The sequence below is a fragment of the Aedoeadaptatus coli genome (assembly GCF_900343085.1).
GTDB lineage: Bacteria > Bacillota > Clostridia > Tissierellales > Peptoniphilaceae > Aedoeadaptatus > Aedoeadaptatus coli.
The window spans coordinates 1-12,571 of sequence record NZ_OPYI01000024.1 but is presented as its reverse complement, the minus strand read 5'-3'; the positions used below and the strand labels follow the sequence as shown (position 1 = coordinate 12,571).

Here is a 12,571-nt window from a genome sequence, read left to right as displayed (position 1 = left end):
AGTATGAGAATAGGCGCTTTAGCGCCAACTGGGGAATTGTTGCAAGAGGAAGAAATTCAGAGCACGAAAGTGCTGCCGGTAACAGCCCCTTATAGGGGCAAAACAAACCACCGGCTAAGCCGGTGGTTCTGATTATAGGGAGTCTATCGGATTAAATATCGAAGTCGATGCGGCCGAAATTGCCGTCGCGCCGTTTGTAAAGCAGGGCCGGTTCGTTGTCTTCGGCATCTAAGAAGACGAAGAAATTGTGGTTCAAGAGTTCCATTTGAAGCATGGCTTCTTCTTCGTGCATGGGCAGAAGCTTGAAGTGCTTTCTCTTGGAAATAATCTTGCCCTGTTCGTCTTCTTCCGATTCAGGCATGGCCTGTTCGAAGTTTTCGAAGCGAATGGTGTCGGCATTTTGATTGCGCCGTTTCAGGCGGGTCTTGTACTTGCGCACTTGCCGCTCCAGAGCGTCCACGGCCAAATCAATGGAGGCGTACATGTCTTGTGTCGTCTCTTCTGCGCGGACGATGCTGGAGGGTAAGAACACCGTGATCTCGGTGGTGTGATCGCCCTTGGTGGCAGAAAACGTGGCTTTTGCTTTCACCTCTTCAGAAAAGTATTTGTCCAATTTCGACAATTTCTTTTCCGCTTGCTTCTTCAAAGCCGGCGTTACTTCAATGTTCTTTCCGTAAAATTCAATACGCATAGTCATGTCTCCTCTCACTACTTTTTATTATGATACCCCGATTCAGGCAATTGAAACGGGGCGCCGCTTGCAGTTTTTTTTCAGTTTGCTATACTTTTTCTAGAAGTGAAAAAGGAGAATAGAATTTGAACATTCCGTCGAATAAAAAATTTCTGCCCCACGTGGGCATGCGCACCTTTAAGACGGCATTGGCCGTGGTTATCGGATTGTTTTTATCGAATATACTGGGGCTTCACACCCCACTGTTTGTGGCCATCGCCGCCATGACCACCATGCAGCCCTCGGTTCACGAAACCCACAAAGCCGTGAGGCTTCGAATGTTTACCTGCGTCATGGGCGTGGTTTTAGGCTATGTTTTGGCCCTGATAACCGACAATATCTACATTCGCCCCTTTATCGCCGGCATCGGCATTGTGATTATTATCCTGACGCTCTTGAAGTTTAAGATGAACCGCTTCATCAATCTCACGAATATTATTTTCGTGGCCAGCTTTTCATCGGATCAATCCCAATTAATCTACGGCGTCAACCGCCTGATCGGGACATTTCTCGGTATTTTCGTCTCCCTACTCATCAACTATTTTATCGCCCGGCCCACGCCGAAGAAAAGCTTTGAAAACCTGCTGGAGCATACCTACGAAGATATTTTCCGCCTTTCCGAGGAAATTATTCTCGCCGACGAAAAGCCGCAGCTGGACGCCCTGGAAAAAGAATTGATTAAGACCCAGGAATCCTTCGAACTCATAAAAAAGGAAATTACCGAGCCCTTTGCTCGGGAGCTGGACCTTTACGGCGTGGAGAACCTCCTGGATCTGTTCAGCGAATGCTTTGTTTCTTTGCGGGTTTTATCTCAAATGAACATTATGGAAAGCAAATTAACCATGGAAAATAAATTGATTATTCAAGAACTGTTCCACTACACGGAACTGTTTGAGGGCATGGACGAAGTGATTCCCGATCCCATCGTAAACTTTCACGTGCACGTGGTGTTGGAAAAACTTCAGGCCACAAAAGCCCTCTACGACGAAGGAGTGACCCATGTCTAACAAACAGCTTTGGCTGAAAACCCTGGATGATATCGTAGCCATCGTGGATTCCACGCGCCACAGCATCCCCATGGACGACTTATTTAAAGACGAAGAAATGTACACGCCCATGCGCAGCGTCATATCCCATTTCGATTTGGCCGCCTGGCTCATGTTCGATACGGAGGAAAATCGCCCCACCACGAGCCAATTGGTGGGCCAGTTGTGGCGTCACATTCACAAAATGCGGGGCGTGGAGCCCTATTTGGAACGCATTTTCGATTCCTATCTCTCCCTTTACCGCGTCAATTACAAGAGCGAGGGGGGCATTTACGTGCAAAGCATTTTATTTCCCGAGCCCGCCGTCATCATCGAGGCCACGGAAGGGGCGAAGGAGCTGAACGAGGGGGAGATCTTCTTAGGCCGCATCGTGGATTCCTCCGTGGGCCATTTCCTCTTCAACAAGGCGAATGTCGTGCCGGAGAATCTGCGGAAAGATTTTTCCGAGCAGGTGGAGGAGCTGAAAAAGCGCCAGCCCATGATTCGCGAGAACACGAAAGTGTATCAGGAAACCTTAAAGAACGGCAATCCCGAGATTCTCTTTCTCTTTGCCCTGGCCTACGTTCAGGCGCAGGAGCGCGAGGTCCCTTATCCCTTTGACGAGGACGATGAACTCTTGGATGTGGACGACGGCATTCTCGCCTTGGCCCAGGAGTTTTCAGAGGACGAAGATGCGGTAATCGCGGACATGTACCTTCTCGAGCACATGGACTCGGCGGCGCTCATGGCCGAGGGAGTGAACCTCGAGGACAATCGCTTCATCCACTACGACGAGCTCATGATCGCCGCATCAAACGACGGGGATTTTATCGACGACGCCCAATTGCTCCGCATCTACGAGCTGCTCCGCCGCTGGTGCGTGGAGCAAAAAAACGACGCCGGACGAAAATCTCTGGAGCCTGCGGACAAAAAAATTCTGGACTATAAAAGGCGCCTTGCCCGCTCCGTGCGGGGGATGTATCGCATCAACAGCCTGGTCAAAGCCCGCGGGGAAATGAACCGTTCCTCCAATTGGATCGATCAGTTCGATCGCTATTTGGAAACCGTGCTGGATCAGGACCTTGTGGTTACGAAAAGCGGCGCCATCAATCAAAAGAGCCTCGATCTCGTGCGAAAGAATGTGCCGATCTTCCTTCAGACGAGCAAGGCCAATCGGGAAAGCAGCTTTCCGGAGCTTGTCTTTTTCAGAAAATTCGCCCTTTTAAAGAGCATGATCTTTGAAGAAGACGGCCTGCTCCTCCCTACGATCCGCCTGGAACAGTACATGCAAATGGACGACGAAGACAAGGTGGTGCTCTGGGTGAGCACGCTCTTAAACGAAAAATTTCGAGGCACCGACGCCTACTTCCGCCAATGGCCCATACAGGAAGTCTTCGCCGAGAGCTTAAAACCCGGCGCCGGCGCGGGCCTTTTAATCGAAGCGCCCGAGGATAAAGAGGCCATGATTCGCCTGCGCATCCTTCAGCTGGGGCGGGATTTGGATCTCTACGATATGGCCGTGGATCCCGGCGGCGATGTGTTTTTCATCCCCACGGATTTCGGCGCGGCGGCCTTCAGCTACATGGGCATTTTGGAAAAAGACAATGTGATTGCGCCCTTCGAATGATATAAGCTATCTAATTTAGATTTTCGAAGCCTTCGGCTGTGGTAAAATAATAGAGGAGGCGAGCGGATTATGAGACGAAAAGCCCTTTGCGCGGCCTGTTTGCTCCTCGCCTTTCTTTTGGCAGGGGCAAAGCCCTATGCCTTGGAGGAGCGGTTTTTTCGCGACATTCAATCGAAAAAACCGGCGGTGGAAACGCCCGCCCATGTGCCGGAGCTTTTCACCTTTCGCCCGTCGAAGGGCGCGGCGGAGGTGTATTACACCTATCCCATAAAAAAAATAAACGGCGCCTGGGCCATGGCCTATAAGGATCTTATCCACCTGGTGGGCAAGGACCGCATAAGTTACCTGCCCGAGGACAAGATCATCACCTTCAATCAAATCAACCGCGTCTACATGGCCGTGGACAAGGCGGCGGTGATTCGCCAATCGGGCCGAGCGGAGGCGGAAGCCTATCCCACATTTGAAGGGGACGTACTCTATGTACCTCTGGTCTTTTCGCTGAAAGAAATGGGCTACACGGTGAATATCTCGGGCGACGAAACCCGCATGCTCATCGTGCCGCCGAGGGAAAAGAGCAAGGTGGTGCCCGATCGCGCCGTGAAAGTGGGAAGTATTTCTCCCTATCGGGACGGCACCATGGCCACGGAGATTTTCGACACGAACGGCACCCGCCTCATGGGCTGGGGCGAAAAAGTCCCTGGCGGCATGGGCAGCTTTTTTTACATCGACGAAAAACAGTCCGTTCGCTACACCGGCAATTTGGCCTTGGAAGCTCCTGTGGATTACGACGAGGAAGCGAAGGCGGCTCTCGCCGTGGACGGCCGTCGGATCGTGATTTATTCCTTCGACAAGGGAAGCCGCAGGATTTACCCCGTGCCCTACGCCATGGAAGGGGCGAAAAATTTCCGCTACGACCGCGGCCATGTGTACTTTCAAAGGCCCGGCGGCATTTACGCCTATGAGCCGAAATCGAAAGTGCTGAAGCGGGTGGTAGACAGAGAATCGGAATCATTCGAGGTGCGAAATGGCCGCGTCATCTACCGATTCGGCGGAGAACTCTATTTGCATGAAGAAGATCGGGAAGACATTCCCCTGGATTCGCGGGCAGAAGAGGCCGCCTTGAGCGCATCTTCCATCCTCTTAAACGACGAGGATCTGGGCCTTGTGACGGTCCTGGATGCAGACACACTCGACGTGAAGGCATCCATGGCCTACGACAAGAGCAAGCGCTGCAGCGTGAAGCTTATGGGCGATCGCTACTTGGCGCTGGGTCAGGGGAACGCAGTCGCGTTAAGGGATTTAGATTCCGACATGGCCTATTTTCTGGACATGGTAAATATAGAAGATACATTGAAAGGCCGACGGGTTCTGTGGCTATACAACGGCAATGTGCTGAAAGGCTATGTCTACGGCGACGGCGTGAAGATAGCGCAGACCATTACGGTGCATCCTTAAGGAGGAGTTATGAACAGAGAAGAAATGGAAAGACAACGGCGACGCAGAAAAGCGCGCATAAAAAAGAAAAAACGCCAAGCGCGCATCCGCGGCGTGGTCCTTTTAATCGTCATCGTCGTCCTCTTTGCCGGCGCCTTTCATAAATTAAAGAGCCTGGCCGGAAATGGCGCATCCGGCGTGGGCGGCAATCAAATCGAATGGTTTGTCCTGAAAAATATGGACGCGCTGAATCCGAAGCGGGCCTATACGCCCCAAGAAATCGGCAACTTAACCAACAACATCATTAACGACCGCATTGAAATTCGCCTGGCCAAGGGCGAAAACCACATTACCCGCGCCTCCGACTACGCCTACGACGCCGGCGAAATCTCCGACATTATTCAAGGCAAGCGGGAGTACACGGGAAAGAAGAAAATCGCCTTTTTAACCTTTGACGACGGGCCGAATCACAAAATTACGCCTCAAATCCTGGATACATTAAAGGAAAAAGAAGCCCACGCCACCTTTTTTGTCGTAGGAAAAAGCGTCGGCGAAAAGAATCGTGACGTGCTCCTTCGGGAACTTTCCGACGGCCACGCCATCGCCCTTCACTCCTACAGCCACGACTACCACAAGCTCTATCCGGGGCGTGTAGCCAATGCGGCCGCCGTGGAAGAGGAGGCGAAAAAGACCCAAGGCGCCCTACAAGACATTCTCGGCAAAAACTTCCATTCCGGCGTGTGGCGCTATCCGGGCGGGCACATGAGCTGGCAAGGGCTCGAGGCAGCCGACAGCAAGTTAAAGGATTTGGGAATTTCCTGGATCGACTGGAACGCCCTCACCGGCGATGCGGAACCGGCGAGTCGCCGTCCCACGACGGCACCGGGCCTGGTGGAATTTTTAAAGAAATCCATGCCGAAAAACGACGACGCCTCGGTGATCGTGATCTTAATGCACGACGCGGAAACCAAACAGCTTAGCGCCGACGCCTTGCCCCACGTCATCGACGCCCTTCGCGACGACGGCTACAGCTTCGGCATTTTGAAGTAGGAAATTATGCAACACACATCCCTACTCTTAATGCTCATTACCATAGGGACCAAATGTTTTGGACTGGCTAGGGAAAAAGCCCTAGCCCATTTTTTTGGTACATCGGATGTGGCGAATATTTTTCTTATCGCCTTCACCCTGCCCATGGTTCTTTCCAATCTCTTTGCCGGCTCCATCTCCGGCGGCTTTATTCCCGTCTACACGGAAATGGCCCACAAAGGCGGAGACGAGGAGGCGAATCGCTTTACCACCACCTTGGCCTTCGCCGTGGCGGTGATCGCCCTGGTGTTGAGCATTCTCGCCATTATCTTTGCGCCGACGTTGGTGCACCTCATGGCGCCGGGCTTTCACGGCGCCACCTTCGAAAAAACCGTCGCCATGAGCCGCGTGACGGCATTGAGCATGACGGTGACGGCCGTCTTTTCCATATTCAAAGCCTATTTGCAAATTCACGAACACTTTATCGTGTCCATGTTCCACTCCGTGGTCATGAACTCCATTTTAATCGTCGCCATGTTTTTAGGCCGCGCCGGCGACTTGCGCATTCTGGCTCTGGGCATTTTCTTTGCCTTCTGCTTTCAGTACGTGATCTTTCTCCCTTATTTGAAAAAGAGCGGCTTTCACTTGCGACGAGGCTATCCCCTGAAGGGGGAGGCCATGAAGAAAATGTGGCTTTTGATTCTGCCCATATTGATCTCCACTTCGGTTTTGGAACTGAACAACATCGTGAGCAAGGCCCTGGCCTCCACCATCGCCCCCACCGGGGTGGCGGTGATTAATTACGCCACGAAAATTCAGGGCTTCGTTACGGGCATCGTGGTGACGAGCATCGTCACCGTCACCTACCCCCGCATGGCGAAATTGGTGGAAGATGAAAGCAGCGAGGAACTGTCCCGGGTGATGCGTCAGAGCCTCTCACTCATGGCGGCCTTCGTCCTGCCCGCTACCGTGGGCGTCGTGTGCTTTCATAAGGAAATCGTGCGGCTCTTGTTTTTAAGCGGCGCATTTTCCGCGGAAGACGTGCGCGCCACGGGGGAAGTGCTTTTGTTTTACGCCCTGGGGCTTTTCGCCATCGGCATACGTGAAATCGGCGTCCGAATCTTTTACAGCCGAAAAGACGCCGCCGTGCCCTTAATCAACGCCGCCTACATGGTGGCGGTGAACGTGGCCCTGAGCTTTATCCTCGGGAAAATCGTGGGCCTTAGAGGCCTGGCCATGGGCACCTCCGCCTCCCTTTGGGTGGGGGCCGTGGGCATGTTGATCCACTTAAAGCGCACCGCCATGGGCTTAAAGCTCACCCGCGGCGCGAAAAATCTCGGTAAAATCGCCCTGGCTTCGGCTCTTATGGGTATCATCGCCAAGGCAGCGGAGAAAATCCTTATGGGCTTTCTTTCGCCCAATGTGGCCCTACTGGGCGCCATCGTCGTGGCGGGGGTGAGCTACCTCCTTTTGGCCTTCGTGATGAAATTTGATGAAATCGAACAAATAAAAAAATTGCTTTATGCCAAGAGAAATAAGGTATAAACTAGAGCGAGACTATAAATTAATTAAATGATATAGAGAAGGGAAGAGCATGAAGAGAGAACAACTGGTAGAATTTTTACACAAACAAGCCATCGATGCCACCTTGTTGAAGGAGGTGGAAGAATTCGTCCGTGAACACGAAGTGGATCCCGCCGTGGCGGACCGCGTGCCCGTATCCATTTACCGCTACTACGGAAAGAGCATTTGGGAAAAAGCCATTTACGCCATTTTATCCGGCTACCATATTTTGCTTTCGGGTCCGAAGGCCACGGGAAAAAACGTCTTTTCCGAAAACCTGGCTCAGCTTTTTAATCGCCCCATGTGGAACATGTCCTTAAACGTCAATGTGGACAGCGCCTCCTTAATCGGCGTGGACACCTTCCGAAACGGAGAAGTGGTGTTGAAAAAAGGCCCCGTCACCTTGGCAGCGGAAAAGGGTGGCTTCGCTATTTTCGATGAAATCAATATGGCGAAAAACGAATCCCTCTCCGTGGTGCACTCGGCCCTGGACTTTCGTCGCATGATCGACGTGCCCGGCTACGACCGCATTCCTCTGGACGACGCCACTCGCTTTATCGGCACCATGAACTACGGATACATGGGCACTCGGGAATTAAACGAGGCTTTGATCAGCCGCTTTATGGTCATCGACATGCCCATTCTCGAAGGGGAAGGGCTGAAGCAGATTTTGCGCGAAGAAACCAATTTAAACGAAGAAGGCATGCTGCTCTTCGCCCGCCTCTTTACGGATCTTCAAAACAAGAGTTTGGAAGGGGAAATTTCCTCCAAGGCCGTGGACATGCGGGGTCTTTTCGGCGCCCTAAATATGATCGAGCGGGGCCTGGATGTGAAAGACGCCCTGAACATGGGCATCGTCAATAAATCCTTCGACCGCTTCGAAAAAGAAGTGGTGGACGATGTCATCGACACCTTATTTGCAAAAGACGTGACGAAAGGTGAATTGTTCCGATGACATGGACGGACAAGCGCCGGCAAAATGTGTACTGGACCGTGGGCGGCAATTACCAGCGCCGCTACCAGGGCGAGGGCGACGGCTTCGATGCGGCGGAATCGGGAATGATCGATCGGGCCTTTCCGAAAAATCGCCTGGCAAATTTCCTGGCCAAGAACACGGAAAATGTGTCAAACGGCAAGGACATGAGTGCCGTGGCACGGATCCTGGCCTTGCAATACACGAAGGCCGACCTCTATGAGGAGCGGCCGGGAATCAAGGCCATGGCCAAAGACGCCTACAAGGCCCGCTACCGGGCACTGGATTTTTTAAACAAACGGGACATGGCCCAGGAAATCGAAATGCAATACGCCGCCTACCGCATGGGCAAGCCCATGAGCGCAGGCACTTTTTTGGAGCCCTTAATGCGAAAATTAATCGCCGGGGATGCCATAAAAAACGAAGGCGAGTTCTACGACTCCCTGGCCCGCCTGTGGCGGGAGCATTTCCACGTGAACCCCACCTTGACCTTTGAAGTGGAAAAAAAGATCGAGGACAAAGACACGCCGCCTCCGCCGGATCAGCCGGAGCTGAAGAAAAAGCGCCGCCAAATCGTGGAGACCAAGGCGGAAAAAATCGAAGACAAGGACACGGAGATCATCGAGTCGGCGGAATTTTCCGGCGTCATTCGGGACACGTCGAAAGTCGTGGAATCCGACGCCTCCATTACGCGGACCCGCGCCGACAGCGAAGCCCGCACATTGAATCGGGTGCGCAAGCACTACGGCAAGGAATGCCTTTCTCCCGCCAAGTCCAAGAAAATCGAATCCGCCATCGCCACGGGCATGCACCAAGGCATGCGCCTTCATGTGACCAAGGGCAATTTCGAACACGACATGGGCGCGCGGTTTTTCGAAGACCAAATTCTCGCCCAAAGGCAGGAGACGGAAGCCATCTACGAGAAAGACCGCCACATTTACGAACGATCCATCTTTGAATTGAGAGAAATCATTCGGAAAAATCTGCTGGACGACTCCTCTCAGGAAGCCGTGCGCGCCGCCAACGGCGCCGTGGACACCGGCCTCTTGTGGCGCCACGTCATCTTAGGCGACGACCGCATATTCAAGAAAAATTCCTTCGAGCAGGAAAATTCCTTTGCCGTGGACATTCTCTTGGACATGAGCGGCTCCCAACAGGATCGCCAGGCGGAAGTTGCCATTCAGGGCTTTCTCATCGCCGAGGCCCTGACCCAACTCAGGATTCCCACCCGGGTTATGGGCTTTTGCAATCTCTTTAATTACCAAATCATTCGCATCTTCCGCGACTACAAAGACGACAGCAAAGAAAATCGCGAGATCTTTTCCTACAAAGCCAGCGGATCCAATCGCGACGGCTTCGCTTTGCGCTACGTCTTCAATACCATGGAAGAAATCGAATCGGATACGAAAGTGCTCATCGTCCTTTCCGACGGCATGCCCAACGACCTTCTCTCCATCGGCCTGGACACGGCCAAGGGGAGCGTCGTCGACTACGAAGGGGAAGATGCGGTCTACGACACGGCGGCGGAAGTGTTACAGGGAAAACTCAAACAGCGCGCCGTCCTCGGCGTCTTTACCGGCGAAGACAAGGAGCTGGATCAGGAACGACTCATCTTCGGCACGGACTTTGTGCGTATCAAAGATCTGGAGCGCTTCTCCGTGGTCGTTGGAAAATATTTAAAGAGCGTGGTGGAACGCTTGCAATAGAAAAGAGCCTCGAGGGCTCTTTTTTTGTTTGAATACCGATCCCGCGTCGGGAACAAGGGAAATAAGAATGTCTTCGATTGAAAAGGAAAATAGGGTATAAGATATACGAGGTGAAGAAAATGAACATCATACCCCTGCCGGCACTGTCGGATAATTATATTTGGATCATCGAAAAAGAAAAGCGCATCGTCGTGGTGGATCCCTCGGAAGCGGATCTCCTGCTTCAAGTCATGGAGACGAAGGGCTACGGCCTCGAAGCCGTGCTCTTAACCCACAAGCACCCGGATCACATCGGCGGCGTGAAAGATTTAATCGCAGCCCATCCGGCGCCGGTCTACGGCCCCGAGGAAACGGGCGTGGCCACGGAAATCGTAAAAGGCGGCGAGCACATCGAGGCCTTGGGCGAAACCTTTGATGTCATCGCCACGGCGGGCCACACGGAAGGCCATGTGGCCTACAAAATGAAGGACCATCTCTTTATCGGCGACACCCTCTTCCTCTCCAGTTGCGGGCGGGTCTTCAGCGGCGATTACGAAGCCATGTTTGAAAGCCTTGCGGCATTAAAGGCCATGGACGATGAGGTGAAAGTCTATTCCGCTCACGAATACTCCCTGTCGAATCTTGAACAGAGCGTGAACTATTTAAAAAACGACGCCACGAAAAACGAATTGGAGCGGGTGCGCCGCCTGAGAGAAGAAGGCGCCGTGACTTTGCCCACCACCATCGGAAAAGAAAAGCAGGTAAATCCCTTCCTCGTTATCGACGATTTCGACGAATTTGTCCGCTACCGTAAAGAGCGGGATCGCAGCTAAAAAAAGAGCGCCCCTTCATTGGGACGCTCTTTTCTTGCGCTTACATGCCCCTTACATTGAGCATGTTGTCGCGAATTCGCTCGGTCACTTTCTTCAAGTGGGCCTTTTCCTGTTGCTCGATGAGTTTTAATTCCTTCGGCGCAAAGCGGGGCACGATGTCCTGGAGTTCCCGCACGATTTCCACGGTTTCCCGTTCGATGCGTTCGGCCAATTCAAAGACATCCATCTTGTCGCGAATTTTCTTCGCCTTTTCGACGAGCTCTTCGGGCTTCGCCAAGAGGCTTCTCTCTAAGCGAAGGCGGAAATAGTCGTAGTCGTCTTTTTCTACGACCCAGCCGCCGTCGGCTTCGGCTTGTTTCGCCAAATTCAAATACACATCGTGGTGGCGATCCTCGTCTTTTGCCATAATTTCAAAAAACATATCGCCGAACTTTGCGTCTTCGGCAAGGTAACGATACACCTTGGCGACCTCTTGTTCGTTTTTGGCCAGCAGTTCTAAAATGGCCTTTCCATCTACTCGTTGACTCATAAACTCCTCCTCAATCTATGATAAAATGATTCAACCCTATTGTACAACATGATCCGCAAAATGACCAATGTACAGAGGCCTTGTAGTGCTTAAAATAAAAATATCGTCGAGCCACTTGCAAAGGCTCTGTAAAGTTGTTATAATACCATTGTTGCATCGAGATGTGGCGCAGTTTGGTAGCGTACATGTCTGGGGGACATGGGGTCGCAGGTTCAAATCCTGTCATCTCGACCAATTGTGAAAACGGCTGATTACGTTTGACGGCGTAAATCAGCCGTTTTTTCATTTTTCGTTATCGTTTAGTTTCGTCCGGCTATGTGTGTTTTTGCTCCGACTCCCCGACTTTTCATATGACGAGGCAAATTTCACCCACGCCGTGAGGGGCAAGATGCTTTCCCCGTCCCGGAAGAAGACAGAAGGCAAGAGATCGATGCCTCGAGCCTATTCGTATGGCAGAATCCGGAGTTTTGATTACGATGTACACGGGAAAGGCTGAGTGAGTGAACATAAAAAAGCGTTGAGAAAATTTTTCTATTCCTTACAACATAACCGCCACACAGCATCAAGGAATATTTTGCAACTGAATTTGCAGAAGACGATGATCTTATGCAATTTTTCCCGGATGAAATTAAGTCGATCGAGACACTGGAGAAATCTTCGTCGCAGCCGTATCATTTTTGACAGACACCTTTAAAAATTCAAACGACAGATAAAAGAAGGCGCTTTTTTGCAATCGCCTAAAAGCCCTGACTGTCCGTCCGGAGAATAAAACTTGTTTTTGATTGTTGTTCTATAAAAAGTAAAATCAATCCACGAACCAAGGGGCAGACGAGATGGTCCAAGAAAGGGCTTAATACATCTAAAAGAATCAACGCCTTTATTGGAGATTAAGTTCTTAAAGCACGCAGGCTTTCTGCGTGCTTTTTGTTGTGCGCTTTAGCATGAATAAACCACCAGCTATGCTGGTGGTAGGCGTAAAAAGCTTTAGCTTTAAGTAAAAAAAGAACCTCCCATGATAAAATTATTGTGTTATCGGCAATAAAATATCAAGGAGGTATCCATATGGATAAGAACAGCTTAGCACATACAAGTTGGAATTGTAAGTATCATATCGTGTTTGCACCAAAATATAGGCGGCAAGTT

At 51.6% G+C, this 12,571-nt stretch carries 10 protein-coding genes, 1 tRNA gene and 1 pseudogene; 10 read left to right on the top strand and 2 right to left on the bottom strand.

Annotated features, from left to right (window positions below; all coding sequences use genetic code 11):
* Positions 1-151: 151 nt before the first annotated feature.
* Positions 152-691: a ribosome hibernation-promoting factor, HPF/YfiA family gene (gene hpf / locus DG046_RS09245; protein ID WP_108832217.1), complete on the bottom strand. Its 540-nt coding sequence runs from the start codon at positions 689-691 to the stop codon at positions 152-154.
* Between the two features lie 125 nt (positions 692-816).
* On the opposite strand from hpf, the gene DG046_RS09240 reads away from it, so the two are divergent.
* The 8 genes from DG046_RS09240 to gloB all read left to right on the top strand — a co-directional run bounded on the left by DG046_RS09240 (position 817) and on the right by gloB (position 10,899).
* Positions 817-1,737: an FUSC family protein gene (locus DG046_RS09240; RefSeq protein WP_108832216.1), complete on the top strand. Its 921-nt coding sequence runs from the start codon at positions 817-819 to the stop codon at positions 1,735-1,737.
* The gene (locus tag DG046_RS09235) at positions 1,730-3,382 is read left to right on the top strand and encodes a hypothetical protein (RefSeq protein WP_108832215.1); all 1,653 of its coding nucleotides are present in this window, start codon (positions 1,730-1,732) and stop codon (positions 3,380-3,382) included. Before DG046_RS09240 ends, DG046_RS09235 begins: the two co-directional genes overlap by 8 nt.
* 69 nt (positions 3,383-3,451) lie before the next feature.
* Entirely contained in the window at positions 3,452-4,837 is a 1,386-nt protein-coding gene (locus tag DG046_RS09230) for a hypothetical protein (RefSeq protein ID WP_108832214.1), read from the top strand.
* A 9-nt stretch (positions 4,838-4,846) separates the two neighbouring features.
* Positions 4,847-5,866: a polysaccharide deacetylase family protein gene (locus DG046_RS09225; protein ID WP_234411499.1), complete on the top strand. Its 1,020-nt coding sequence runs from the start codon at positions 4,847-4,849 to the stop codon at positions 5,864-5,866.
* A 6-nt stretch (positions 5,867-5,872) separates the two neighbouring features.
* Complete coding sequence (murJ, locus tag DG046_RS09220) at positions 5,873-7,390, top strand: murein biosynthesis integral membrane protein MurJ (RefSeq protein WP_108832213.1); 1,518 nt, start codon at positions 5,873-5,875, stop codon at positions 7,388-7,390.
* 64 nt (positions 7,391-7,454) lie between these two features.
* Entirely contained in the window at positions 7,455-8,363 is a 909-nt protein-coding gene (locus DG046_RS09215; protein WP_417878530.1) for an AAA family ATPase, read from the top strand.
* Positions 8,360-10,087, top strand: a complete 1,728-nt coding sequence (locus DG046_RS09210) for a vWA domain-containing protein (RefSeq protein WP_108832211.1) — start codon at positions 8,360-8,362, stop codon at positions 10,085-10,087. Before DG046_RS09215 ends, DG046_RS09210 begins: the two co-directional genes overlap by 4 nt.
* Before the next feature lie 119 nt (positions 10,088-10,206).
* Complete coding sequence (gloB, locus tag DG046_RS09205) at positions 10,207-10,899, top strand: hydroxyacylglutathione hydrolase (RefSeq protein ID WP_108832210.1); 693 nt, start codon at positions 10,207-10,209, stop codon at positions 10,897-10,899.
* A gap of 40 nt (positions 10,900-10,939) precedes the next feature.
* Here gloB and DG046_RS09200 read toward each other — a convergent pair whose 3' ends face one another.
* Positions 10,940-11,428, bottom strand: coding sequence for a ferritin family protein (locus DG046_RS09200; protein ID WP_108832209.1), 489 nt, complete (start codon positions 11,426-11,428; stop codon positions 10,940-10,942).
* A gap of 157 nt (positions 11,429-11,585) precedes the next feature.
* Between DG046_RS09200 and DG046_RS09195 the strand changes: the two genes are divergently transcribed.
* Positions 11,586-11,662 (top strand) — tRNA-Pro (locus DG046_RS09195).
* An 828-nt stretch (positions 11,663-12,490) separates the two neighbouring features.
* Positions 12,491-12,571, top strand: a pseudogene (locus DG046_RS09190) (IS200/IS605 family transposase); the annotation flags it as partial.

Excerpts from the sequence above, each read along its gene's own strand:
- hpf (WP_108832217.1), bottom strand. The coding sequence starts at position 691 with ATGCGTATTGAATTTTACGGAAAGAACATTGAAGTAACGCCGGCTTTG.
- DG046_RS09235 (WP_108832215.1), top strand. The coding sequence starts at position 1,730 with ATGTCTAACAAACAGCTTTGGCTGAAAACCCTGGATGATATCGTAGCC.
- DG046_RS09230 (WP_108832214.1), top strand. The coding sequence starts at position 3,452 with ATGAGACGAAAAGCCCTTTGCGCGGCCTGTTTGCTCCTCGCCTTTCTT.
- DG046_RS09225 (WP_234411499.1), top strand. The coding sequence starts at position 4,847 with ATGAACAGAGAAGAAATGGAAAGACAACGGCGACGCAGAAAAGCGCGC.
- murJ (WP_108832213.1), top strand. The coding sequence starts at position 5,873 with ATGCAACACACATCCCTACTCTTAATGCTCATTACCATAGGGACCAAA.
- DG046_RS09210 (WP_108832211.1), top strand. The coding sequence starts at position 8,360 with ATGACATGGACGGACAAGCGCCGGCAAAATGTGTACTGGACCGTGGGC.
- gloB (WP_108832210.1), top strand. The coding sequence starts at position 10,207 with ATGAACATCATACCCCTGCCGGCACTGTCGGATAATTATATTTGGATC.
- DG046_RS09200 (WP_108832209.1), bottom strand. The coding sequence starts at position 11,428 with ATGAGTCAACGAGTAGATGGAAAGGCCATTTTAGAACTGCTGGCCAAA.